The sequence below is a fragment of the Pseudomonas sp. TE12234 genome, from assembly GCF_054061835.1.
Genome location: NZ_JBSSEP010000007.1, coordinates 239,780 through 264,095 on the forward strand (window position 1 = coordinate 239,780; position 24,316 = coordinate 264,095).

Annotated in this window: 25 protein-coding genes; 10 read left to right on the top strand and 15 right to left on the bottom strand. The window is 59.5% G+C overall.

Annotated elements, in window-relative coordinates; all coding sequences use genetic code 11:
• Nucleotides 1-317 precede the first annotated feature (317 nt).
• The 8 genes from ACVWYU_RS13990 to ACVWYU_RS14025 all read right to left on the bottom strand — a co-directional run bounded on the left by ACVWYU_RS13990 (nt 318) and on the right by ACVWYU_RS14025 (nt 8,777).
• Complete coding sequence (locus ACVWYU_RS13990; RefSeq protein WP_457372917.1) at nt 318-1,007, bottom strand: DUF4225 domain-containing protein; 690 nt, start codon at nt 1,005-1,007, stop codon at nt 318-320.
• The gene (locus ACVWYU_RS13995; RefSeq protein WP_457372918.1) at nt 1,000-1,500 is read right to left on the bottom strand and encodes an Hcp family type VI secretion system effector; all 501 of its coding nucleotides are present in this window, start codon (nt 1,498-1,500) and stop codon (nt 1,000-1,002) included. The genes ACVWYU_RS13990 and ACVWYU_RS13995 overlap by 8 nt, the downstream gene beginning before the upstream one ends.
• Nucleotides 1,501-1,725: 225 nt before the next feature.
• Entirely contained in the window at nt 1,726-3,141 is a 1,416-nt protein-coding gene (locus ACVWYU_RS14000; RefSeq protein WP_390956980.1) for an amino acid permease, read from the bottom strand.
• An 866-nt stretch (nt 3,142-4,007) separates the two neighbouring features.
• Entirely contained in the window at nt 4,008-5,219 is a 1,212-nt protein-coding gene (gene rluB, locus ACVWYU_RS14005) for a 23S rRNA pseudouridine(2605) synthase RluB (protein WP_090324361.1), read from the bottom strand.
• Between the two features lie 231 nt (nt 5,220-5,450).
• On the bottom strand, nt 5,451-6,440 hold the full coding sequence (scpB, locus tag ACVWYU_RS14010) for an SMC-Scp complex subunit ScpB (protein WP_390956981.1): 990 nt from the start codon (nt 6,438-6,440) through the stop codon (nt 5,451-5,453).
• A gap of 11 nt (nt 6,441-6,451) precedes the next feature.
• A complete protein-coding gene (locus tag ACVWYU_RS14015) occupies nt 6,452-7,210 on the bottom strand; it encodes a segregation and condensation protein A (protein ID WP_457372929.1) in 759 nt (252 codons plus the stop codon).
• Nucleotides 7,211-7,270: 60 nt separating this feature from the next.
• A complete protein-coding gene (locus ACVWYU_RS14020) occupies nt 7,271-7,900 on the bottom strand; it encodes an L-threonylcarbamoyladenylate synthase (RefSeq protein WP_090327507.1) in 630 nt (209 codons plus the stop codon).
• Nucleotides 7,901-7,913: 13 nt separating this feature from the next.
• Nucleotides 7,914-8,777, bottom strand: coding sequence for a PHP domain-containing protein (locus ACVWYU_RS14025; RefSeq protein ID WP_247257674.1), 864 nt, complete (start codon nt 8,775-8,777; stop codon nt 7,914-7,916).
• 87 nt (nt 8,778-8,864) lie between these two features.
• Here ACVWYU_RS14025 and ACVWYU_RS14030 point away from each other — a divergent pair, with 87 nt between their 5' ends.
• From ACVWYU_RS14030 to ACVWYU_RS14055, 6 genes are all read left to right on the top strand, one after another.
• Nucleotides 8,865-9,461, top strand: coding sequence for a septation protein A (locus ACVWYU_RS14030; protein WP_090324365.1), 597 nt, complete (start codon nt 8,865-8,867; stop codon nt 9,459-9,461).
• A gap of 1 nt (nt 9,462) precedes the next feature.
• A complete protein-coding gene (locus ACVWYU_RS14035; RefSeq protein WP_008156126.1) occupies nt 9,463-9,762 on the top strand; it encodes a YciI family protein in 300 nt (99 codons plus the stop codon).
• A gap of 110 nt (nt 9,763-9,872) precedes the next feature.
• Nucleotides 9,873-10,286 (top strand): translation initiation factor 2, encoded by a 414-nt coding sequence (locus ACVWYU_RS14040; RefSeq protein ID WP_247257672.1) that lies wholly within the window; start codon nt 9,873-9,875, stop codon nt 10,284-10,286.
• A 7-nt stretch (nt 10,287-10,293) separates the two neighbouring features.
• Entirely contained in the window at nt 10,294-10,971 is a 678-nt protein-coding gene (locus ACVWYU_RS14045; protein WP_027922300.1) for a response regulator transcription factor, read from the top strand.
• Nucleotides 10,972-11,173: 202 nt separating this feature from the next.
• A complete protein-coding gene (locus ACVWYU_RS14050) occupies nt 11,174-11,623 on the top strand; it encodes a Spy/CpxP family protein refolding chaperone (RefSeq protein WP_457372919.1) in 450 nt (149 codons plus the stop codon).
• A 173-nt stretch (nt 11,624-11,796) separates the two neighbouring features.
• Complete coding sequence (locus ACVWYU_RS14055; RefSeq protein WP_457372920.1) at nt 11,797-13,140, top strand: ATP-binding protein; 1,344 nt, start codon at nt 11,797-11,799, stop codon at nt 13,138-13,140.
• A gap of 108 nt (nt 13,141-13,248) precedes the next feature.
• Here the strand turns inward: ACVWYU_RS14055 and ACVWYU_RS14060 are convergent, their stop codons facing one another.
• Nucleotides 13,249-13,815, bottom strand: a complete 567-nt coding sequence (locus ACVWYU_RS14060; RefSeq protein ID WP_247257669.1) for an NAD(P)H nitroreductase — start codon at nt 13,813-13,815, stop codon at nt 13,249-13,251.
• Between the two features lie 121 nt (nt 13,816-13,936).
• Between ACVWYU_RS14060 and ACVWYU_RS14065 the strand changes: the two genes are divergently transcribed.
• Nucleotides 13,937-15,391 carry a TrkH family potassium uptake protein gene (locus tag ACVWYU_RS14065; RefSeq protein ID WP_090324373.1) on the top strand — a complete coding sequence of 485 codons (1,455 nt, stop codon included), beginning with the start codon at nt 13,937-13,939 and terminating at the stop codon, nt 15,389-15,391.
• Here the strand turns inward: ACVWYU_RS14065 and ACVWYU_RS14070 are convergent.
• Nucleotides 15,348-16,406, bottom strand: a complete 1,059-nt coding sequence (locus tag ACVWYU_RS14070; RefSeq protein ID WP_247257667.1) for an AraC family transcriptional regulator — start codon at nt 16,404-16,406, stop codon at nt 15,348-15,350. The two genes, ACVWYU_RS14065 and ACVWYU_RS14070, sit on opposite strands and share 44 nt — an antisense overlap.
• Nucleotides 16,407-16,566: 160 nt before the next feature.
• Here ACVWYU_RS14070 and ACVWYU_RS14075 point away from each other — a divergent pair, with 160 nt between their 5' ends.
• The gene (locus tag ACVWYU_RS14075) at nt 16,567-16,878 is read left to right on the top strand and encodes a DUF962 domain-containing protein (RefSeq protein WP_247257666.1); all 312 of its coding nucleotides are present in this window, start codon (nt 16,567-16,569) and stop codon (nt 16,876-16,878) included.
• Between the two features lie 18 nt (nt 16,879-16,896).
• Nucleotides 16,897-17,487 carry an HD domain-containing protein gene (locus tag ACVWYU_RS14080; RefSeq protein ID WP_457372921.1) on the top strand — a complete coding sequence of 197 codons (591 nt, stop codon included), beginning with the start codon at nt 16,897-16,899 and terminating at the stop codon, nt 17,485-17,487.
• A 135-nt stretch (nt 17,488-17,622) separates the two neighbouring features.
• Here the strand turns inward: ACVWYU_RS14080 and ACVWYU_RS14085 are convergent, their stop codons facing one another.
• Nucleotides 17,623-18,438, bottom strand: a complete 816-nt coding sequence (locus ACVWYU_RS14085; RefSeq protein ID WP_457372922.1) for a UDP-2,3-diacylglucosamine diphosphatase — start codon at nt 18,436-18,438, stop codon at nt 17,623-17,625.
• 180 nt (nt 18,439-18,618) lie between these two features.
• On the opposite strand from ACVWYU_RS14085, the gene ACVWYU_RS14090 reads away from it, so the two are divergent.
• Nucleotides 18,619-19,512, top strand: coding sequence for a DMT family transporter (locus ACVWYU_RS14090; RefSeq protein WP_247257663.1), 894 nt, complete (start codon nt 18,619-18,621; stop codon nt 19,510-19,512).
• Here ACVWYU_RS14090 and ACVWYU_RS14095 read toward each other — a convergent pair.
• The 4 genes from ACVWYU_RS14095 to recQ all read right to left on the bottom strand — a co-directional run bounded on the left by ACVWYU_RS14095 (nt 19,506) and on the right by recQ (nt 23,953).
• Nucleotides 19,506-19,793: a SelT/SelW/SelH family protein gene (locus ACVWYU_RS14095; protein ID WP_457372923.1), complete on the bottom strand. Its 288-nt coding sequence runs from the start codon at nt 19,791-19,793 to the stop codon at nt 19,506-19,508. The two genes, ACVWYU_RS14090 and ACVWYU_RS14095, sit on opposite strands and share 7 nt — an antisense overlap.
• A 92-nt stretch (nt 19,794-19,885) precedes the next feature.
• Nucleotides 19,886-21,145, bottom strand: a complete 1,260-nt coding sequence (locus ACVWYU_RS14100; RefSeq protein WP_457372924.1) for a type IV pilus assembly protein FimV — start codon at nt 21,143-21,145, stop codon at nt 19,886-19,888.
• A gap of 127 nt (nt 21,146-21,272) precedes the next feature.
• A complete protein-coding gene (locus ACVWYU_RS14105) occupies nt 21,273-21,707 on the bottom strand; it encodes a MarR family transcriptional regulator (RefSeq protein ID WP_090324385.1) in 435 nt (144 codons plus the stop codon).
• A 119-nt stretch (nt 21,708-21,826) separates the two neighbouring features.
• Nucleotides 21,827-23,953 (bottom strand): DNA helicase RecQ, encoded by a 2,127-nt coding sequence (gene recQ / locus ACVWYU_RS14110; protein WP_247257661.1) that lies wholly within the window; start codon nt 23,951-23,953, stop codon nt 21,827-21,829.
• Between the last annotated feature and the right edge of the window lie 363 nt (nt 23,954-24,316).

Genomic DNA, 24,316 nt, shown 5'->3' on the forward strand with positions numbered 1-24,316 from the left:
GAATGCGGGGAATTTTATAGAAAACACATAAAACAACCCCACAACCACAACAACTCACTTCAGCCAAAATACAACAAACAAGAACTTAAAAATGAACTATGAAAACATTCGCTATTACACATCAGTAACCCTCTTGGTTTTTGCTTGCTCCGTCCTACCTGCCGGCCTCATCGCATTGGGAATAACGAAACTCATCGATCTTAATGAAAAGCATCGACACATCGCTTTTATTTCAGCATACACAATTACGGTCTTCTGGGGCTTACGATTCTATATCCCAAGAATGCGCGGAATAATATAAAAACCACCAACCTCATTTAATTCTCTACACCACCTCCTGAAACCATCGCATCTATCGTTAACAAATCTACCAATGCCTCCAGAGACAACGCCAATTTCCCGGTCTGTCGATAAGCCATCTCATAATTAATCGGATCGCGCCTAAACAGCTCCACCGAACCGAGCTTTGAAACTGGCCTGGATACCCCATATACCGAAAGAGCCAGATCAACTGCGTAATACTTCATATCACCTTCATAATCATTATCAAATACCATTTGGTAAATACGTCTAACAGGCCCAACCGTACCTATAGCATTAGGCCCAAGATAGATATTACCCAGGCTTTCATAAACATTATTCACGCCATGGCCGACCATTAGTCCCCCCGGAACTACACCCAGCCCTCTCGAACTACCAATGACCGAAATACCGCTCCCAACCTGCATCACCCCCGCCACAACCCCAACACCATTTTGAAGATAAAAGCGCGCCTTTGCCGACAAGTCTTCATATTCGGCTCTTAATTCCTGCACGGCCTGCCACGCACTGATAACCCCCTCATCAACCGCCTGAATCACTTCATCAACATAGGCGGCGACCATCGAACCAAATCGAAGCCGTGCAAAACCGTCAGGAATATGCGCCATGCCAATGGCGCATCCCGCTGCAACCAGATCAGAAGCAGACCTGGTTACATCATGAATATCGCAGGAAGATTCAGTCACCCTCTTTCATCCAGTTGCTATAAGCACTGGTGGCCGCTGGAACATGCGCCCAGGCAATATTTCCGTATCGAATAGACACCAACTCTTGCGGCTCGGCATCATTCATGCGAATGGCATGGGGAACCTGCTGACTGATATGTGCAATACGCGCATCGGTGAGGTGTATCGAATAATATCGTTCTTGACCTCCGGTCGAGGAGGTTCGGTATAAATTGATGATGCAGTCCAGTTCTTCACCTTCATGCAGCGCACTTGCCAGCAGAGGCGATGATTTATCGATGGCCTTGGTAATCATGATCGGCATATGCCTGCCGCGACCGCCTGTAACACTGCCATCTTTACCCGTGAGCATATCGTGCGAGTAGGCCAACACCATGATTTCATCCTGATGGCCGAGTTGGCACTTGTTGCCGATAGAGCGTTGGCTTGAGCAGCCCGCCGAAATCAAGCCTTGTCGCTTACCGGTGATACTCATGTAACTTTGACTCGCCACAATCAGCACTCCTTGGTTAATGGGAGCGCCCGAGTCTAGGGCAAACACAAGCAGGCAGGGTGTAGGCCCGTTCTGAATTAATCCGTTTTATTAAAAGTTCCGAAATGACTGTAGTAATCGACACCCTACCTTGTAGGAACCAGACTACAGCACAATCGCGAAACAAGAACATCAAGAACAAAAAACCCGGCACATGGCCGGGTTCGTTGTTTCTGTGCTCTACGCTTATTTCGCGCTTGCAGCCTGCAACGCCTGTTGCGCACTGCGCTTGTTCTTGATGCCGTAACAGACCCACATGAACACGATCCAGACCGGAATCGCGTACACCGAGATCTGGATCCCCGGGATCAACAGCATCACGCCGAGGATGAACACCACGAACGCCAGGCAGATGTAGTTACCGTACGGGTACCACAGGGCCTTGAACAGCGGCGTCTGGCGGGTCTTGTTCATGTGTTGGCGGAACTTGAAGTGCGAGAAGCTGATCATCGCCCAGTTGATCACCAGGGTGGCCACCACCAGCGACATCAGCAATTCCAGCGCGCTTTGCGGCATCAGGTAGTTCAGCAGCACCGCAATCAGGGTCACAGCGGCCGAGGCCAGGATCGAACGCACCGGCACGCCGCGCTTGTCGATCTTCGACAGCGCTTTCGGCGCATCGCCCTGTTCGGCCATGCCCAGCAGCATGCGGCTGTTGCAGTAGGTGCCACTGTTGTACACCGACAACGCTGCCGTCAGGACCACGAAGTTGAGGATGTGCGCGGCGGTGCTGCTACCCAGCATCGAGAACACCTGGACGAACGGGCTGCCGCTGTAGGAATCGCCGGAGGCGTTCAATGTGCCCAGCAGGCTGTCCCATGGGGTCAGCGACAGCAGGATAACCAGCGCACCAATGTAGAAAATCAGGATGCGGTAGATCACCTGGTTGATGGCTTTGGGGATCACGGTTTTCGGCTTGTCGGCTTCGGCTGCGGTGAAACCGAGCATTTCCAGGCCACCGAAGGAGAACATGATGATCGCCATGGCCATCACCAGGCCGCTGACACCGTTCGGGAAGAAGCCACCGTGGGACCACAGGTTGCTCACCGAGGCTTGTGGGCCGCCGTGACCACTGACCAGCAGGTAGCTGCCCAGGGCAATCATGCCGACGATCGCCACGACCTTGATGATCGCGAACCAGAACTCGGCCTCGCCAAAGACTTTGACGTTGGCCAGATTGATCAAGTTGATCAGCATGAAGAAGGCAGCAGCCGTGACCCAGCTCGGGATGTGCGGCGCCCAGTAGTGAATGTATTTGCCAACGGCGGTCAGCTCCGACATGCCCACCAGAATGTACAGGATCCAGCAGTTCCAGCCCGACAGGAAGCCGGCGAAACCGCCCCAGTACTTGTGTGCGAAGTGGCTGAAAGAACCGGCCACAGGCTCTTCAACGATCATTTCGCCCAGTTGGCGCATGATCATGAAGGCAATGAAGCCGCAAATGGCGTAGCCAAGGATCATCGACGGACCGGCGGATTTCAGTACCCCGGCCGAGCCGAGGAACAAACCGGTACCAATCGCGCCACCGAGGGCAATCAGTTGGATGTGGCGATTTTTCAGGCCGCGTTTCAGCTCGCCTGAATGCGAGTTTTGTCCACTCATGAAAAGGGTCTCACGCAAGGTTTGATGATGTTCAGTCGACGTTGCTGCTCAGGAAAGACGTTAAGCGGCACCGATCAAACCCCAGCGCAGGCACCAGGAGTTCAGCGTATTTACAACGGTCATGCGTCACCTGTTTGTTTTTATCTGTGACGAAATCGAACCCGACGCGCTCGTGACGCGGCGGAGTGAACAAGGCGGATAGCCTCGAGGTTTGCGCAGGTGCGCAGGAGGTCACAGGTAAAACGCGGCGCATTGTACACCGCTAACCCCCTGCTGCCAGACGCCGCTGAATCAGCGTGTCGGTTGCCGGGATTGCCTGTGTCCACCCCGAATGGCTCGGGCGGCTGCAAAAAAGGGCTCAGACCCTTGCGGATCATTGACGGGGACGGCAGAAAACTCGTCCCATGCAGAGAGGTGAAAACGGATTGCGGCGTTCATTGCGCCTCCTTCTTGTTATGCACCTGCACGACAGGCATGGCGCGCATAACACCCTGCATGAGGCGTTCAAACAAGCGGGTTAGAGCCCTCGATGGAGACTGAACGGGTAGTGAAGTGGAAGAATTTTCTTACAGCCTCAGAAGAGTGAGGATTTCACGGGGATAATCCGTGGATTCCGTCAGATTTTCTTTACAGAGTGTAACGACGGATTTCCATTTCCAGTATGGCGGCGTTGCGCCTGACGCCTTCGCGGGCAAGCCCGCTCCCACACTGATCTCTGGCACTGCTCAATTTCAGCTACACCCAATAACCCTGTGGGAGCTGGCCTGCCAGCGAAGAGGCACCCAAAATCAACACACTGCTAAAACCAGGCGCAAAAAAAAAACGCCAACCCAAGGGTTGGCGTTTTTTTATGAAGCGCTTACCGATCACTCCGGCTTGCGACGACCAAACCCCGGACGCTGGCCCGAACCGGCCGGTGCGCCGCGACGCTTGCCGGAAGGCTTGTCACCCTCGACCAGCTTGATCCCCGGACGCTTCGGCGCCGGTTTGGCCGGGCGCTTTGTGTCGGCCGGACGATCGGCGACTGGCGTACCACGACCTTCGCCGCGCTCGGTGCGGCCATTGGCCGGACGTGGCGAACGTGGACCGCGCTCACCGTCCTGACGCGCAGCAGGCTTGCGACCCGGACGCTCGCCTTCGATCTGCGGCTCGCGGCTTTCGCGTGGCGCGGCCGGCGCACCAGCCGCCGGACGCAAGGTACGTACACGCTCGGTCTTGGCCATCGGACGCGACGATTTGCGCTGCATGCGCTCAAGCTTGTCTTTGCTCTTGGCATTCAGTTGCGGCATGGCCACTGGGGTCAAGCCAACTTCGGCACTGAGAATGTCGACTTCGTACTGGCTCATTTCGCGCCAGCGTCCCATCGGCAGGTCGGAGTTGAGGAACACCGGACCAAAACGCACGCGCTTCAGACGGCTGACCACCAGCCCCTGGGACTCCCACAGACGACGGACTTCGCGGTTGCGACCTTCCATCACCACGCAGTGGTACCAGTGGTTGAAACCTTCGCCACCCGGAGCCTGCTGGATATCGGTGAAACGCGCCGGGCCGTCTTCGAGCACAACGCCCGCTTTCAGGCGCTCGATCATCTCGTCATCGACTTCGCCACGTACACGCACGGCGTATTCGCGGTCCATCTCGTAGGACGGATGCATCAGGCGGTTGGCCAGTTCACCGTCGGTGGTGAACATCAGCAAACCCGTGGTGTTGATGTCCAGGCGACCGATATTGATCCAGCGCCCTTCTTTCGGACGCGGCAGCTTGTCGAACACGGTCGGACGACCTTCCGGATCGACACGGGTGCAGATCTCCCCGTCGGGTTTGTTGTACATGATCACGCGGCGTACCGACTCGGCGGCTTCTTCGCGCTTGATCACCTTGCCATCGATGGTAATGGCGTCGTGCATGTCGACACGCTGGCCAAGGGTGGCGTCTTTGCCATTGACCTTGATGCGGCCGTGGCTGATCCAGGCTTCCACGTCACGGCGCGAGCCGACGCCGATACGGGCGAGGACCTTTTGCAGTTTTTCGCCTGCTGGGCCGATTTCCTGGTCGTCTTTCTGGTCGTTGATACTCATCTGGGCACCTCCCGGTGTGGTCTGTCCAGGCGTGGCCTGGAACGTTGCAAATCTGTGTACCTGGGCGAAGGGATCGCCGAAGGGTCGCGAATCATACGCTCATCAGGGCGTTTGCGCATCAGAGACTAGTTGATCCGCCAAAGCTTAATGGCTTTTCCGCCGACCGGTGATTGGGTGATGTTTTACCAAAGCCCGCTCCCACAGGGGGATTGGGTGGTTACAGGATTGCGGTCAGTCTTCGAATTCGCGGCGTTCGGCTTCGATGGCTTCGGCTAAAGCCAGTGCTTCGGCCTCTTCATCGCTGAGCTCGGGTTTCGGCTGTTCCAGGGCAGCGACCGCCGCCAGCAGTTTTTCCCGGGCTTCGGCGACACCAAGAATGTCGTCTTCCTGCTCCGGCTCGATGTCGGGTTCGGGCTCGACTTCAAGGTCGGGCTCCGGCTCGATCTGCGCGACTTCGGTGCCCGGCTGAACATCAGCGAACTCCGGATCAGTCACGGATGCCTCGCCATCGCGCAACAAATCATCGAAATCGGTCTTGATCCCCTCCTCCATGCTGTCCAGTTCCAGCAACAGCGTATGGAAACTGGTTTCTTCCTTGGGCTCTTCCGGCTCGGCGCTGGCGTCCGCCAATTCTTGCAGACCGGCAGGCACTGGCGCGTCGTCGAAATCGAGCACCGGATCGGGCTCCAGTTCGCGCAGCTCGGCCAGCGGCGGCAGGTCGTCTAGGTTCTTCAGGTTGAAGTGATCGAGAAACGCCTTGGTGGTGGCGAACATCGCCGGTTTGCCCGGCACGTCGCGGTATCCGACGATGCGGATCCACTCACGCTCCATCAGTGTTTTTACGATCTGACTGTTGACCGCCACACCCCGTACGTCTTCGATCTCGCCACGGGTGATCGGCTGGCGATAGGCGATCAGAGCGATGGTTTCGAGCATGGCGCGGGAATAGCGCTGCGGGCGTTCTTCCCACAAACGACCGACCCACGGCGAGAACTTTTCGCGGATTTGCAGGCGATAACCGGACGCAACTTCCTTCAGTTCGAAGGCGCGGCCATCGCAAGACTTGGCGAGTATCGTCAGCGCTTTCTTGAAAACCGGTGGCTCAGGCCGTTCGCCCTCTTCGAAGAGTTCGTACAGGCGCTCCAGGGATTGCGGTTTTCCCGAGGCCAACAGAAAGGCTTCGAGCAAAGGTGCCAGCTCGCGGGGTTCACTCAGGTTCATGATTCAACTCGTTATTCGGCTCGGGCTCGCACATGGATCGCTGCGAACGGCTCATTCTGCACCAGCTCGACCAAGGATTCCTTGACCAGCTCGAGGATCGCCATAAAAGTCACTACCACTCCCAGACGCCCTTCTTCGGCGGTGAACAGCTCGACGAACGGCACAAACCCGCCGCCCTTGAGCCGTTCCAGCACATCGCTCATGCGTTCGCGGGTGGACAGCGCCTCGCGGCTGACCTGGTGGCTTTCAAACATGTCGCCGCGACGCAGCACTTCGGCCATGGACAGCAGCAGTTCCGACAACCGCACGTCCGGCAGCAGCTTGCGCGCCCGGGCTTCCGGGGCGTCGAGCTTGGGCACCAGCACATCGCGACCGACGCGACTCAGCCCGTCGATGCCTTCGGCAGCGGCCTTGAAGCGCTCGTACTCTTGCAAGCGGCGGATCAGTTCGGCGCGCGGGTCATCTTCCTCGTCTTCGACGGTTTCGGCCCTGGGCAACAGCATCCGCGACTTGATCTCGGCCAGCATCGCGGCCATCACCAGGTATTCGGCGGCCAGCTCCAGGCGCACCGACTGCATCAACTCGACGTAGCCCATGTACTGGCGGGTGATTTCCGCCACCGGAATGTCGAGGATGTTGATGTTCTGTTTGCGGATCAGGTACAGCAGCAGATCCAGCGGGCCTTCGAAGGCTTCGAGAAAGACTTCGAGCGCATCCGGCGGGATGTACAGGTCCAGCGGCATCTCCATGACCGCCTGGCCGTACACCATCGCGAAGGGCAGCTCTTGCTGGGCTCCGGCCTGACTGTCGACGGGTTCTACTGCAGACATCTAGGCTTCGGCCATGAACGGCGCGGGATCGCCGCAACCGACGCGGATCACTTCCGGCTCGCCGTCGGCGAGGTTGATCACGGTGGACGCCTTGACCCCGCCGAAACCGCCGTCGATGATCAGGTCAACCTGATGCTCAAGCACCTGGCGCATTTCATAGGGATCGGTCATCGGGTCGGTTTCGCCGGGCAGTATCAGGGTCACGCTCATCAGCGGCTCGCCGAGCTCTTCGAGCAGCGCCAAGGCAATCGGATGGCTGGGCACCCGCAGGCCGATGGTGCGTTTTTTCGGGTGCAACAGCAGACGTGGCACTTCACGGGTGGCGTTGAGAATGAAGGTGTACGGGCCCGGCAGATGGGCCTTGAGCAGGCGGAAAAGGCCGGTGTCGATCTTGGCAAACAACCCCAATTGCGACAGATCGCTGCAAATCAGCGCGAAGTTGTGCTTGTCATCCAGCCCACGCAAACGCCGCACGCGTTCCACGGCGGTCTTGTCGCCGATCTGGCAACCAATGGCGTAAGCCGAGTCTGTGGGATAAATCACCACCCCGCCTTTGCGGATGATTTCGACCGCCTGTTTGATCAGGCGCGCTTGCGGGTTTTCCGGATGAATCTGGAAAAATTGACTCACATTCTCTACCTGTTCAGACGGCGGCAATAATTGGGTCATGTTTGAATCGACACCAAAGTGGTGGCAGATCCTCCGGGACCGGGCGGTACTCACCGATCTCTGACCAGCCTCCAGGGCCATGAAAATCACTGCCGGCGCTGACCAGCAGACCAAACTCCCGGGCGAGAATGGCCAGGCTGCCCACTTGCTCGGCGGGCTGATGACCATTGACCACTTCAATCGCGTGGCCCCCTGCTTGAATATAGTCGGCAATCAGGCGGCGACGCTTGCTGCGAGTGAAATCATAGTGCCATGGGTGCGCCAGACTGACCCAGGCCTTGGCCGCGCGCAGGGTTTCGACGGTCTCTTCCAGGGTCGGCCAATGTTGCTTGACGTCGCCCAGCTTGCCGGCGCCCAGCCATTTGCGGAACGCTTCGGCACGATCCTTGACGAAACCTTCGCGTACCATCCAGTCGGCAAAGTGCGGGCGGGCCGGCGCGTTGCCGCTGTCACCCAACTCCTGCTGGATCTCCCGTGCGCCTTCCAGCGCGCCCGGCATGCCTTTGAGCGCCAGTTTTCGACTGATCTCCTCCGAACGCAGCCAGCGGCCATCGCGCAATCGGGCAATGGCTTCGACCAGCGGCGCGGCATTCACGTCAAAACCGTAACCCAGCACATGAATGGTCGCGCCACCCCAGGTGCAAGACAACTCAACGCCGTTGACCAGTTGCATCCCCAGCGCGCTCGCCGCGTCGCGCGCCTCATCAAGGCCCTCCAGGGTGTCGTGATCGGTCAAGGCCAGGACTCGCACGCCTTTCTCGAACGCACGCGCAACCAGAACCGCAGGCGCCAGGGCGCCATCGGAGGCCGTGCTATGGCAATGCAAATCAACATTCACGGGGCTTTGTAACCTCAAATCAGCTGGCGCTATCGCGCGCCCATATGTTTGTTATTATGCCGCCACATCCTGCTTCTGGCTGCCACTGTGAAACAATTCATCGATTTCATCCCGCTCCTGCTGTTTTTCATCGTCTTCAAGATCGATCCACGGGTCGTCGACATTGCCGGCCACGAGGTCACTGTAGGCGGTATCTACAGCGCCACCGCGATGCTCATCATCAGCTCCCTGGTGGTCTACGGCACGCTATTCATCAAACAGCGCAAGCTGGAAAAGAGCCAGTGGCTGACCCTCATTGCCTGCCTGGTCTTCGGCAGCCTGACCCTGGCCTTCCACAGCGAGACGTTCCTGAAATGGAAAGCCCCGGTGGTCAACTGGCTGTTCGCCCTCGCGTTCATCGGCAGCCATTTCGTCGGTGATCAATTGCTGATCAAACGCATCATGGGCCACGCGCTGACCCTGCCGGAACCGGTCTGGACGCGCCTGAACATCGCCTGGATCGTGTTTTTCCTGTTTTGCGGTGCCGCCAACCTGTTTGTCGCGTTCACCTTCCAGAGCTACTGGGTCGACTTCAAGGTCTTCGGCAGCCTGGGCATGACGCTGCTGTTCCTGGTCGGCCAGGGCATCTACCTGTCCCGCCACCTGCACGACGCCGATACCACTACGCCAAAAACCGAGGACTGACATGCTTTACGCAATCATTGCCACAGACGTCGCCAACTCCCTGGAAGCCCGCCTGGCCGCCCGGCCTGCGCACCTTGAGCGCCTGCAAGTGCTCAAGGGCGAAGGTCGCATCGTATTGGCCGGCCCGCATCCGGCTGTCGACAGCAATGATCCGGGCGCGGCGGGTTTCACCGGCAGTCTGATCGTTGCCGAATTCGACTCCCTGAGCGCCGCCCAGGCCTGGGCCGACGCCGATCCGTACATCGCTGCGGGCGTCTACGCCAACGTTTCGGTCAAGCCGTTCAAGCAAGTCCTGCCGTAATTCCCCCTCTCGCGATGAACCTTATCGGTTCATCGCGCTCTCAATCGCTCATTATTCCCGTTTGCCGGCCGACAAACTGCCCAATACTCGTATTGGAACCAGGAGTCGCGATGCGCAAGGGTCCGTTGTGTCTGATGTTGGTCACGTTATCGATCGTGGTCCCCGCCCACGGTGAAGAAAGCGCCAGCGGCGGTAGTTCGACGCCGCTGTCCCTGAGCGCCGGCAGCCAGATCACCGAGTTGCAGCAGCGCTTGAAAGAGAGCGAACGGCAACGGGAAGAATTGAGCAAACAATTGCAGAATGCCGATGGCGAACGCGAAAGCCCTGTGCTGGCCCGTTTGCGCCAGGAGAACCAGCGCTTGAAGCTGCAACTCAAGGAGGCCCAGGCCAGCAGCCCTCTGCCGCGCTTGCTGACCGACCAGCAACAATGGTTCGTCATTGGCGCAGGAGTTGCGCTATTGGCCCTGCTCTGCGGTATCTTCGCCAGTGGTGCAAGTCGAAAACGTCGACAATGGCTAAATTGAGTGAGTCATGAGCGAGCTGTTACTTATTGATGATGACCAGGAGCTGTGCGAGCTCCTGAGCAGTTGGCTGAGCCAGGAAGGCTTTCAGGTCCGTGCCTGTCACGATGGTCAGAGCGCCCGTCGTGCACTGGCCGAAACGTCCCCGGCAGCCGTCGTGCTGGATGTGATGTTGCCGGACGGCAGCGGCCTGGAACTGCTCAAGCAGCTGCGCAGCGATCACCCGGACTTGCCGGTGCTGATGCTGTCGGCCCGTGGTGAACCGCTGGACCGCATCCTTGGTCTGGAGCTGGGCGCCGACGATTATCTGGCCAAACCTTGCGACCCTCGGGAACTGACCGCGCGCCTGCGAGCGGTGCTACGCCGCAGCCACCCGGCCGCCGTTTCCAGCCAACTGGAACTGGGCGACCTGTGTTTCAGCCCGGTGCGTGGCGTGGTCAGTATCGACGAACAGGAATTCACCCTCACCGTCTCCGAGAGCCGCTTGCTGGAAGCCCTGCTCAAGCAACCCGGCGAGCCACTGGACAAACAGGAACTGGCGCAAATCGCCCTTGGCCGCAAACTGACCCTGTATGACCGCAGCCTGGACATGCACGTCAGCAACCTGCGCAAGAAGATCGGCCCACACCCCGATGGCCGTCCGCGCATCGTCGCCCTGCGTAGCCGCGGTTACTACTACAGCCTGTAAACCGAGAAAGAGCTGGCCGACTGCAACCTATGGCGAGGGAGCTTGCTCCCTGGCCACAGACCGACGCCCCACATGGCGTTATGTCAGGTCGGCGCAAAACCATCTTTACCCAAGCTTTACGCTCCACTGACCGCCGCTGACCTTGATCTCCGTAATCTGTACTCATCCGGAACGTACCGGGAACGAGACAAGGAGATTCACCATGCGCAAGACCCTTATCGCTCTGATGTTCGCCGCCGCCCTGCCGACCGTTGCCATGGCCATGCCTGAAGGCACCGGCCCGATGGGTGGGCCAATGGACGGTTCGCGCCACGGCGGTCAGATGCACGGCATGCACGGCAAAGGCCCGTACAGCCAACTGGACCTGAGCCGCGAACAGCGCGACCAGATCCGCAAGATCATGGGCGAGCAGATGCACGAGCGTAAGCAACTGGTCGAGAAGTACCTGGAAAAACTCTCGCCAGCCGACCAGAAGGCGATGAAAGACGAAATGGCCGCCAACCACAAGAAAGCCGAAGCCGACGTCCGCGCCCTGCTGAAGCCGGATCAACAGAAGAAATTCGACGAGATCCAGAAGCAACAGGCTGAGCGCCGCGCCGAATGGGCCGAATTCCAGGCCTGGAAAGCGCAACAACCGCAAAAAGCGCAATAATGCGTTAACCCCCGGACCCAATGGCTCACCCCGTTGGGTCTGCTGCTTTTGAAAATGTGGGAGCGAGCCTGCTCACGATTAGCGTTCTTTCAGTCACGTTGATGTTGAATGTGCCGACGCTATCGCGAGCAGGCTCGCTCCCACACAGGTTTGTGTCAGTTCGAGGATTTTCTGTGCGCTCATTGTTCTGGCGTATTCTGGCCAGCTTCTGGCTGGCGATCGCTTTGGTTGCAGGACTCTCCATTCTGCTGGGGCACATGCTCAATCAGGACGCGTGGATTCTCAGTCGCCATCCTGGCCTCAACACCCTGGCCCAAGAGTGGACGCAAACCTATGAGAGCCAGGGCGAGGACGCCGCCCAGGACATTCTCGAACAGCGCAAACGCCAGTACCACATCGACGTCCAAGTGCTCAACGAAAGCGGCGATCCAGTGGTACGCGGCACCTTCCCCCGTCGCGCGGCGGCCTTCGAAGCACGCCAGAACAATGATGACCGACGCCTGCCATGGCGCCGTCTGACCGCGGAATACACCAGCGAAAAAACCGGTGACACCTACCTGCTGATTTATCGTATTCCACACCCGGAACTGGACGCCTGGCACCGCGAAAGCCTGCTCTGGCCGCTGAGCGCACTGGGGATCGCCCTGGTGGTGCTGACCCTGTTCAGCTTGTTCGTCACCCTTTCCATCACCCGCCCCCTCAGCCGTTTGCGCGGTGCCGTGCATGATCTGGGGCAAACCACTTACCAACAAAACAGCCTGGTCAAACTGGCCAACCGTCGCGATGAGTTTGGCGTACTGGCCACTGATTTCAACCGCATGGGTGCACGCTTGCAAAGCCTGATCGGCAGCCAGCGACAGTTGCTGCGCGATGTATCCCACGAACTGCGTTCTCCCCTCGCACGGCTGCGCATTGCCCTGGCCTTGGCCGAACGGGCGACACCGGAAGAACGGCAGAAGCTCTGGCCGCGACTGACTCGCGAATGCGACCGACTCGAAGCGCTGATCAGCGAAATTCTGGTACTGGCACGGGTCGATGCCGATAACGCCAGCGCTGAAGAGGTCGATCTCAATGCCTTGCTCACAACGTTGCAACGGGATGCGCAATTGGCATCACCGGAGCAAAGCGTACGACTGGAGGCCGAGTCGCAACTGAACCTCAAAGGCTGGCCGACCATGATTGAGCGCGCCGTGGACAACCTGCTGCGCAACGCCCAACGCTTCAACCCGGTGGGCGGGCAACCGATCGAAATGCTGGCATTGCGTCAGGGTGAACGGATCATGGTGACCGTGCGCGATCATGGGCCTGGCGTCGACGCCGAACACCTGCATCAACTCGGCGAGCCGTTCTACCGCGCACCGGGCCAGACGGCGGCAGGCCATGGTTTGGGTTTAGCCATTGCACGACGGGCAGCGGAGAGACATGGCGGCAGTCTGGTGCTGGCCAATCACCCGGAAGGCGGGTTTATCGCGAGTCTGGAATTGCCGCTCGTCCCCGGCGCAGTGGTTCAACCCTGACCCCCTGTGGAAGCGAGCCTGCTCGCAAAAGCGGCAGTACATTCACAATCAATGTGACTGAAACACCGCTATCGCGAGCAGGCTCGTTCCCACCTTTGATCGAGGTCGTCACGCTTTACCGGGCCAGGCACTGACGAATTCAGTCAGGTCGACTTTCTCCGCAACGCGCGGTTCTTTCTGCGGCGTGCCCAGGTACAGAAACGCAATCACCTCTTCCCCTTCAGCCAGCCCCAGGCCCTTGGCCACATGCTCCGAATAGGCCAGGTCGCCGGTGCGCCACACCGCGCCAATGCCCTGCGCATAGGCCGCCAGCAAAATCCCGTGGGCCGCGCAGCCAGCCGCCAGCAACTGCTCGGACTTCGGATACTTGATGTGATCCTGCAAGCGTGCAATCACCACGACCACCAGCGGTGCCCGCAGCGGACCGTTGCGCGCCTTGTCGATGACCGCCTCGCTGACGTCGCCATCCTGCAGCTTCGCCGCCTCTGCCAGCAGCTCACCCATTTGCTCGCGCGCAGCACCTTCGACCGTCAGGAACCGCCAAGGCTGCAAATGACCGTGATCGGGTGCACGCATGGCCGCGGCAAACAGCGCTTCGCGCTGCTCGGCGGTGGGGGCCGGCTCGACCAGACGTGGGACGGAAACACGGTTGAGCAATACGTCGAGAGCCTGCATCGGCCACCTCCTGAAAAATGTGTGCGGCCATTCTAGCGGTATCTACCGCCGGAGTGCCGGTTTACATGCCCCGCACCGCAGGTAGAATGGCGCCCTTTCCCCTATCAGCCGAGCGGACCTCATGGCGTTGCCGACCTTACGGATCATTGGTTTCATCATCGGCATCTTCCTGATAACCCTGGCCATTTCCATGGTCATCCCCATGGCCACGCTGGTGATCTTCGACCGCACCAGTGACCTGCCGTCGTTCCTCTGGGCCAGCATGATCACCTTTGTCGCCGGCCTGGCCCTGGTGATTCCCGGACGTCCCGAACACATACACCTGCGTCCCAGGGACATGTACCTGCTGACAGTCAGCAGCTGGCTGGTGGTGTGCATCTTCGCCGCACTGCCGTTTCTGCTGACCCAGCACATCAGCTACACCGACTCGTTCTTCGAAAGCATGTCGGGCATCACCGCCACCGGCTCGACGGTGCTCAGTGGCCTGGACACCATGTCCCCCGGCATTCTGATGTGGCGCTCGTTGTTGCACTGGCTCGGCGGCATCGGTTTCATCGGCATGGCGGTGGCGATTCTGCCGCTGCTGCGCATCGGTGGCATGCGCCTGTTTCAGACCGAGTCATCGGACCGATCCGAAAAAGTCATGCCCCGTTCGCACATGGTGGCGCGCTTGATCGTCGCCGCCTACGTCGGCATCACCATTGTCGGCAGCCTGGCGTTCTGGTGGGCCGGGATGAGCCTGTTCGATGCAATCAACCACGCGATGTCGGCAATTTCCACCGGTGGGTTCTCCACCTCCGACCAGTCCCTGGCCAAATGGACGCAGCCGGCGGTGCACTGGGTGGCGATCGTCATCATGATTCTCGGCAGCCTGCCGTTCACCCTGTATGTAGCGACCCTGCGCGGCAATCGGCGGGCGCTGATCAAGGATCAACAGGTTCAAGGCCTGCTCGGCATGTTGCTGGTGACCTGGCTGGTGCTCGGCACCTGGTACTGGTGGACCACCAAACTGCATTGGCTGGAAGCGCTGCGGCACGTAGCGCTGAACGTGACGTCGGTGGTGACGACCACTGGTTTCGCACTGGGAGACTACAGCCTGTGGGGTAATTTCTCGCTGATGCTGTTCTTCTATCTGGGCTTTGTCGGCGGTTGTTCCGGCTCGACGGCCGGCGGGATCAAGATTTTCCGTTTCCAGGTGGCCTACATCCTGCTCAAGTCCAACCTTAACCAGTTGATTCACCCGCGCGCGGTGATCAAGCAGAAGTACAACGGTCACCGACTCGATGAAGAAATCGTACGGTCGATTCTGACCTTTTCGTTCTTCTTCGCCATCACCATCTGCGTGATCGCGCTGTTGCTGTCGCTGCTCGGGGTCGACTGGATGACCGCCCTCACCGGTGCCGCCAGCACCGTGTCCGGCGTCGGCCCCGGCCTGGGTGAAACCATCGGCCCGGCCGGCAACTTCGCCTCTTTGCCAGACGCCGCCAAATGGATTCTCTCGTTCGGCATGCTCTTGGGCCGACTCGAGATCATTACGGTGTTTGTTCTGTGTATTCCGGCGTTCTGGCGTCACTGACCGGCGGCACTTCCATCAGCCGCGCCCGGTACTCGCCGGGGGTGGCATCGAACCAGCGCCGGAAGGCGCGGAAGAAGTTGCTCGGATCAGCGAACCCCAGCAGGTAGGCAATTTCCAGCAAGGTCATGGTCGGCTGTGCCAGATACTGCTCGGCCAGTTCACGCCGGGTGTCGTCGAGCAACGTTTGAAAACTCGTGCCCTCTTCCTGCAAGCGTCTCTGCAAAGTACGTTGCGACAGGTGCAGCGTTTGCGCCACGGCGTCGCGCTTGGGTTCGCCCTGTGGCAGCAAGCGGCACAACACCTGCCGCGCCTTGTGGGTCACGCGACTCTCGGAAAATCGGGCCAGGTATTCGCCGGCAAAGCGGTCATGCAGCAGCGCCATGGCCTCGTTAGCCGTCGGCAGCGGTGCTTCCATGTCCGATCGCTCGAAAATCAGCGCATCGTAAGGCGCGTTGAACACCAGCGGCGCATGAAAGGCTTGTTTGTAGGGTTCGAGATTCGCCGGTTGATCGCCCTGGACCAGCACCTTGCGCGGGTGCAGCGTGCGTCCGGTCAGCCAGCCGCACAGCGCCAGAGCGCAGGCCAGTGAAGCTTCGGCGCTTTGGCGGGTGGGTGGTAAATGGTCGCCGTGGACCGTCAGGATCAGCGCATACCCCTCATCCAGCAGTCGGAAACTCAGGTCGGCGCTTTCAGCGATGATTCGCTGGTAACGCACCAGGCGCTTGAAGCCTTCGGCCAGGGTCTGACTGGACATCAAGGCGTAACCGGTTACATGAAACTGCGCAGGCCGCACCACCTTGCCCATGTTCAGGCCAATCGCCGGGTTGCCGGACAGCTCAACCGCGCGCTGCCAAAGTCGTGTCATGGAGTCCTGCGGGAACCGCGCATCCGGATCATCCAGTGCCTCGAAGTCGAGCCCCAGCTGTTTGAACAGAACCCGGCAATCCAGGCCGTCCATTTCCAGTGCTTTGACAATCCCCATCGCCCAGCTTGCAGAAGTCGTTCGTTCGCTCATGTCGGGTTCTTACATGATGAGCCGCCGGTCACGGCCAATTTCCCAAGGATACTAAAGTGGCGCCTATTGTCACTGGCTGATGCCTTTGATCACTCTAGACTTAAATAAGCTACCCGCAGAACAACTTGCAGTCAGAACAATAACCACAGAGATCGCAGTCGTGGAAAACGTCAAACGATTCAACAGCTTCGCTGAGTTTTACCCGTATTACCTCAGCGAACACAGCAACAGTACTTGCCGACGAATGCACTTCATCGGCACGACTTTGGTTATTTTCATTCTGGCGTTGACCATCGGTCGGGGCGCCTGGATGCTGTTGTGGGCTTTGCCGCTGGCCGGTTACAGCTTCGCCTGGGTCGGGCATTTTTTCTTCGAAAGGAATCGCCCGGCAACCTTCCAGCATCCCTTCTACAGCCTGCTCGGCGATTTCGTGATGTATCGCGACATGATTCTGGGACGCGTGCCGTTCTAGAGGACAAGAGGATTGCCGATGAATGCCAATGCCCGTTTCACCCACATGAAGGACGGCACCCAGGAAGACTGGGCGATCATTGCTGCCGACTTCAGTGCCTATGCCCGCCAATTACCAACACGAATCGCGGCGCACCTGAAGTTGTTGGAGGGTGATTTTGGCGGCTTTCCGGTGGACCGCCTGACCCACTCGCTGCAAACCGCCACCCGCGCCTGGCGCGACGGCCGGGATGAAGAGTACGTGGTCTGCGCCCTGCTCCACGACATCGGCGACACCCTGGGCTCCTACAATCACCCGGACATCGCAGCCGCCATCCTCAAGCCGTTCGTCAGCGGCGAGAATTTGTGGATGGTGGAGAAGCACGGGATTTTCCAGGGTTACTACTTCTTCCATCACCTGGGCATGGACCGGCACCTGCGTGAGCAATTCAGCGACCACCCGCAATACCAGGCGACGATCGAGTTCTGCGCCAGGTACGATGCCGCGGCGTTTGATCCAGCGTATGACACGCTGCCGCTGAGCTTCTTTGAACCGATGATGGCGCGCTTGTTTGCGCAGCCCAAGCACTCGATCTACAAGGCGGCGATGGAAGAATATTCACCCGCCTGAAAGACCTCGGGAGACCGCCGCACGGTCCATCGTGAGCAGGCTCGCTCCCACAGGTGACCGCGTTCTTTCAGGAAAATCAATCCAATTGTGGGAGCGAGCCTGCTCGCGATGAGGCCAGTACTATCAGCGCGATGTTCACGCCGGCTCGGCCACTTTCAACGTCTTCAACTGCGCCTCCCGCGCCTGGGCATCGGCCAGGCGATACAACTCGATCGTGCCATCCCAATGCTCGATCAACGCTGTGCACGACTCCACCCAGTCCCCGCAATTGAGGTAGTCAACCTCACCGACCTTGCGAATCTCGGCATGGTGAATGTGCCCGCATACCACGCCATGCAGCTCGCGTTTGGCACACTCATGGGCAATGGCTTCTTCAAAATCGCTGATGAAGCTGACGGCGGTTTTCACCTTGTGCTTGAGGTACGCCGACAGCGACCAGTAGCCATAGCCATAACGGGCACGCCAATGGTTGAGCCAACGGTTGAGGGTCAGGGTGAATTCGTAGGCCGAGTCGCCAAGAAACGCCAGCCAGCGGTGATAGCGGGTGATCACGTCAAACTGGTCACCGTGGATCACCAGCAGGTGCCGGCCGTCAGCGGTCACGTGCACCGCTTCGTCCACCAGCTGGATGTTGCCCAGAATCAGCTTTGAATAGCGGCGCAGGAACTCATCATGGTTGCCGGTGACGTAGATCACCTCGGTACCGCGCTTGGCCATCGTCAGCAAGCGCCGGATCACATTGGTGTGCGCCTGCGGCCAGTACATGCCGCCGCGCAGTTTCCAGCCGTCGATGATATCGCCCACCAGATAGATTTTGTCTGCGTGGTAACCCTTGAGAAACTGCGACAGGTGCTCGGCCTGACAATCGCGCGTGCCCAAATGCACGTCGGAAATCCATAGGGTGCGCACACGTTGCTTACGGCTGGGTTTGGCGAGCTCGGCGCTGGTCATGGGCAACCCTCAGGACTGGTTTTTGCCAGCTTGCTCCGAGTGGGTTAATAGCCCATGACAGCGGCAAGTCAGTCTTGTGACAACGCGAGGCAGCCGACAAACTGTGAGCGTCTGGCGACAGACACGACGGTAGCGGGCGCGGTTAAATGGCCTGGCTCACAATGCTTATCAAGGACTGTAATGACTCCCCGAACCGCCCTTGGCGCCCTGCATATCGGCGCACTGATGTTTGGCCTGACCGGCGTGTTCGGCAAACTCGCCGCGGCTTCGCCGGCCATCATCGTTTTCGGCCGTGCGGCCTTCGCAGTACTGGCGCTGGCATTCTTTGCGCGATTCGCCAGCCAGCACCGCTGGCAAAAACTTCAAGCCGTGGATTGGCGTCGACTGTTGCTCAGCGGTCTGTTGCTGGCCGGGCATTGGGTGAGTTTCTTCATTGCGGTGAAAGTGGCTGGCGTGGCGATCGCAACGCTGGGCTTTGCCAGTTTCCCGGCCTTTACGGTCATCCTCGAAGGCCTGATTTTCCGCGAGCGCATCCGCGCCAATGAAATCCTGCTGGTCGTGCTGGTCAGTATCGGGCTGGTACTCGTGACGCCAGCGTTCGATCTGGCCAGCGGCGCTACCACCGGCCTGCTCTGGGCAGTGGCCTCAGGTCTGTTGTTTGCCCTGCTGTCGCTGACCAATCGCGTCAGTTCCGGCCGCATTCCGCCGGTGCAGGCAGCGTTGTGTCAGAACGTGGTGGTCGCCCTTTGCCTGTTGCCGGTGGCGGCGCCGCAATTGAGCGAGGTGCGTGCCATCGACTGGCTGTGGATCGGCCTGCTCGGGGTGTTCTGCACCGGGGTCGCCCACAGTCTGTTCGTCGCCAGTCTCGCCGTGATCAAGGCGCGTACCGCCGCCGTGGTCTTTGCCCTGGAGCCGGTTTACGGCATCACCGTGGCCTGGCTGTTATTCGATGAAAACCCGACCCTGCGCATGTTGCTGGGCGGTGCGCTGATCATCATCGCGATTGTGGTGTCCAGCAGGCTTGCGGGTGGATCGAGTAAGAAAGCCGTCGCCGCAGAGGCCGCCTCTCACTGAGTGCGGTCGTTGTGTCCGAGGTCGCGGTCTGGATCGATTTGATCGCGGACCCGCTGTTTCAGAACCTTGGCCTCGGGAAAGCCACCGTCAACCTTGCGCTCCCAGATCTGCACGTCGTCACAGAAAATATGAAAGACCCCGCCCATGCCTGGTACCAGGGACACCTTTCCCAGATCGTCACCGAAAGTGCTGAGCAGTTCCTGGGCGAGCCAGGCAGCGCGCAACAACCACTGACATTGGGTGCAATAGGTGATGACGATTTCCGGTTTGTGCGCGGTCATGAAAGACAGGTTCCCTGAGGCAGAAAGACTGACGTTTGAATGCGGTCCAGCTTACAACACATGACACCTGTACAGGATTCGCGCGGCCGGTTTCAGCGGTTTGGCGGCGGTGCCAGGTGCAGCGGTTCAAGGCCGGACAACTGACCGGGCTCTGCGAATTCGTCGAGAACGATGTCGTCCTCGGTTTGGAGGACAGGCTCGATGTCCCATTCAACCCCCGGCTTTGCCAGTAACCACTCACTCGATGGCAGCGCGGCGGGTGGCGGGTTTTCGCTCGGGGCAGTCAAGTCCCAGTTAGCATCCATCGACAGGTCATTCAGGTTCAACTGGAACTCGTCGCCAGGCATGGCGCCCCCTTCAAGTACATCCCTTGCAGGTGTTTCTTCAGCGGGAGTGGCAACCGGCTTCAGTAATGACATTGGCAGCAATGGTTCCTCAGATCGGTTCAGCATCGGTTCTTGCTTGCCAGTGGGTTCGGAGACAGCCTGGAATGACTGGCGGCGACGCCGAATAAACCAGGCCAGCAGAAGCAACGTCACCAGCATCAGCAACCCGCACATCAATAGCCAGTCCGTTCCGGGCTTTTCAATAATGACAGGAGCCGGTGCCGTCACCTCCGGTTCAATCGGCTTCGCTGTCGCCTGCCGGACTTCTGCCAACCGGGCCTGTAGCTCGGCCACCTGCTTTTTCTCAGCGGCAAACTGTTCATCCGATGCCTGAAGCTTCGCCTTGAGCTCATCGATGGTTGCCTGCAACTGCTGGTTTTGCACAACGCTGGCGGCCAATTGCTCGGCGAGGGGATCCATCGCCGGCGCGGCGGGGACACTGGTGGGTTCCTTGCGCTCCGGCACTGTCGCAACGGCCGGTTGCACGTCGGGAAATTCTGAAGAGGCTTGGCTGACCAACGGCTCATCCGTCGCCGGCACAATCGCAGGTGATCCCGGAGGGTCGATCAGCAGGGTGTACTCGCGCAGCACACGGCCATTGGCCTGATTGAACTGAACCAGGAAATTGAGGAAAGGTTCATTGACCGGTTTGCGCGACGTCACCCGAATCAGGCTGCGGTTGCCCCGCAGGACCGGCGTGAACGTCAGATCGTTGAGAAAGATTCCTCGCTCGACACCGGCCCGGCTGAATTCGTCCGCCGTCGCCAGGCTGACCGACAGCTCACCCTCCTGCAGGCCTGCGGCATCCACCAGCGCAATGTCGGCTCGCAACGGCTGATTCAATGCCAAGTGAACGGTAATCTCACCGAGGCCCAGCGCTGACGCCAAGCCCGAATAAATGACAATGGCACCGACCAGCAACAATCGGGTGCAACCCCGAACAACGAAAAGCCGACTCTCAAGCATGAGCATCCCTTGGGTAACCAGAACCAACCTGCACGTGTTCGCACCTGCGGTACGAACACGATATTGCGCAGTAGTTCTTATAGTCTGCTCAACGCGGCATCTCAGAAGTCTGGCGCGGGGTTATGCCTCAAGATTTTTCAAGGTTGGCCAGGATGTGCCCGTGCACCCGCATGCACACCGCCAAATCCGCCTCATCGACGCCTTCGAACAGCTCGTGGCGCAGTTGCGTGGCAATGGTTTCAATTTGTTCGATCAGGGGGAGCGCCGGGGCGCAGAGGACGATTTTCTTGGCTCGACGATCTTCCAGCACCGCTTGACGCTGCACCAGGCCCTGACTTTCCAGGCTATCGAGCAGTCGGGCCAGGGTGGGGCCTTCTACGCCAACACTTTGCGCCAGTTCACGTTGGGTCGGGGCTTCATCGAAACGCGCCAGGTGCAGCAGCACCAGCCAACGCGCCTGGGACAGTCCGAGGCCGGCCAGTCGGCGGTCGAGTTCGGCACGCCAGCCCCGCGACATCTGGGCCAGTTGCATGCCAAAGCGGTGTTGATCGGTTAACGGCATAAAACACTCATGATTAGACAGAAATAGAGAAATACTAATTATTAGTCAGCTAAGCATGAGCCTTGCCTTGAGGCAAGACTTGATCTTTAGTGAATCGTTAAATCAGCCCGACAGGCCACTCAAATCTCGAATTCGGACTGCAATGCGGCCCGTACACAGTACAAAACACCTTCCGGCACCCTGCCCGCAAACAGTGCTGAAATCTCCGACACCGGCGGTAACTCGCCTTCGCCGTCGAGGAAGGCATCCTGAACCTCGCCCATCAAGTCCTCGGGCAAATCCAGTGCCTGTTCCAGCGACAACTGCTGATTGCCAATGGCCTCGGCCAGCAGGGTGTAGACGTTCTTTTCCGAACATTGCAACTGACCGGCGATCTGCAGCGGCGTCATGCCGGCGCGTGCCAGGGTGATCAATTCGTGGCGCACATCGGCCACCGCCTTCGGTGCCTCGACCTGGCCGCCGAGCACTTCGAGGAAGGCCTCGCCATAACGCTCCAGTTTGCGCGCGCCGACGCCGCTGACCCGGGCCATTTCCGCCAGGGACGTGGGTTGGCTGCGAAGCATTTCCAGCAAGGTGGAATCGGGGAAGATGACGTAAGGCGGCACACCGTGTTCTTCGGCGAGTTTGCGGCGCAGGGCACGCAGGGCTTCCCACTGTTCGCGTTCTTCGCCGCGCACCAGTTGACTCGCCTGGCTCTTGCTGCTTTTGGTCGTGGTTTGCGCCTTGAGGTCGCGGCGCAGCTCCAGGGTCACTTCACCCTTGAGCAGCGGCCGGCAACTGTCGCTCAAGCGCAAGCCGCCGTAGCCTTCGAGGTCGATGTCGGCCAGGCCACGGGCCACCAGTTGTCGAAACAGCGAGCGCCATTCGCCTTCGGCCATCGCTTTGCCGACACCGAAAACCGACAGGTGTTGATGACCGAAACTGCGGACCTTTTCATTGTCCTTGCCCAACAATACATCCACCAAATGCCCGACACCGTAGCGCTGGCCGGTGCGGTAGATCGCGGAAAGTGCCTGACGGGCGGGCTCGGTGGCGTCCCAGGTTTGCACGCCGTCGACACAGTTGTCGCAATGGCCGCAGGGCTCGGGCATGTCTTCATCGAAATAGGCCAGCAGGGTCTGGCGGCGGCAGCGGGTTTCTTCGCACAGCGAGAGCATGGCGTCGAGCTTGTGTTGCTCCAGACGCTTGTGGCGTTCGTCGCCTTCGGAGTTCTGCAGCATCTGCTTGAGCATCACCACGTCTTGCAGGCCGTAGGCCATCCAGGCATCTGCCGGCAGCCCGTCACGGCCACCGCGACCGGTTTCCTGGTAGTAGGCCTCAAGGGACTTCGGCAAATCGAGGTGCGCGACAAAACGTACGTTGGGTTTGTCGATACCCATGCCAAACGCCACGGTGGCGACCATGATCAGGCCTTCCTCGTTGAGGAAGCGCTTCTGGTGATAGGCGCGCAAATCGTTGGGCAGTCCGGCGTGGTACGGCAGCGCCGGGAAGCCTTGCTCACTGAGGAACGCCGCCACTTCCTCGACCTTTTTGCGCGACAGGCAATAGACGATGCCGGCATCGCTGCGTCGTTCGGCGAGGAACGCCAGCAACTGCTTGCGCGGCTGTTCCTTGGGCACGATGCGATAAAAGATGTTCGGGCGGTCGAAGCTCGACAGGAAGCGCTCGGCGTTCTGCAGGTGCAGGCGAGTGACGATCTCTTCCCGGGTGCGTTTGTCGGCGGTGGCGGTCAGGGCGATGCGCGGCACGTCGGGGAACATTTCCGCCAACTGGCCCAGTTGCAGGTACTCCGGACGGAAATCATGGCCCCATTGCGACACGCAGTGCGCTTCGTCAATGGCGAACAGGGCAATGTTCAAGCCTTGCAGGAACGCCAGCATGCGCGGCTGGACCAGCCGCTCGGGCGCGAGATAGAGCATTTTGACTTCGCCGCGCTTGATGCGGGCCGCCAGGTCGCGCTGTTGCTCGGCACTGAGGGTGGAGTTCAACGCGGCGGCGGCCACGCCCAGCTCTTCGAGGGTCGCGACCTGGTCATCCATCAAGGCGATCAGCGGCGACACCACGACCGCCAGGCCATCGCGCAATAGCGCCGGCACCTGGAAGCACAAGGATTTGCCACCACCGGTAGGCATCAGGACCAGGGCATCGCCGCCGCTGGCCACGCGCTCAATGATTGCACCCTGACGGCCACGGAAACTGTCGTAGCCGAAGATGTCCTTGAGGACGCGTTGAGCCTGTTCGAGCATAAAAACTCCAAAAATCACCGAAACATCCCTGCAAGGCTGGTCCAGAACCACCAGCACCGCACCGACAAATCGTAAGTGCGCGTTGCATGACGCTTCACATTTCAGCCGCGACGCCAGCAGGGCATCACAAAACGCGCGAGTATACCCGAGCACCGTCCGGCAAAGGGCGCCGCTGATAAGACACTCCACCAACAGCGCACAAATCCTGTGGGAGTCAGCTTGCTCGCGATAGCAGCGAATCAGGCAGCGATGGGGTTGGACGGTACGGCCTCATCGCGAGCAAGCTCCCTCCCACAGGGAATGCGGTGCAAATATGCCGCGCGGCTGGCCTGAGCGCTCAAGAAGGCCTAGAATTCCCGCATC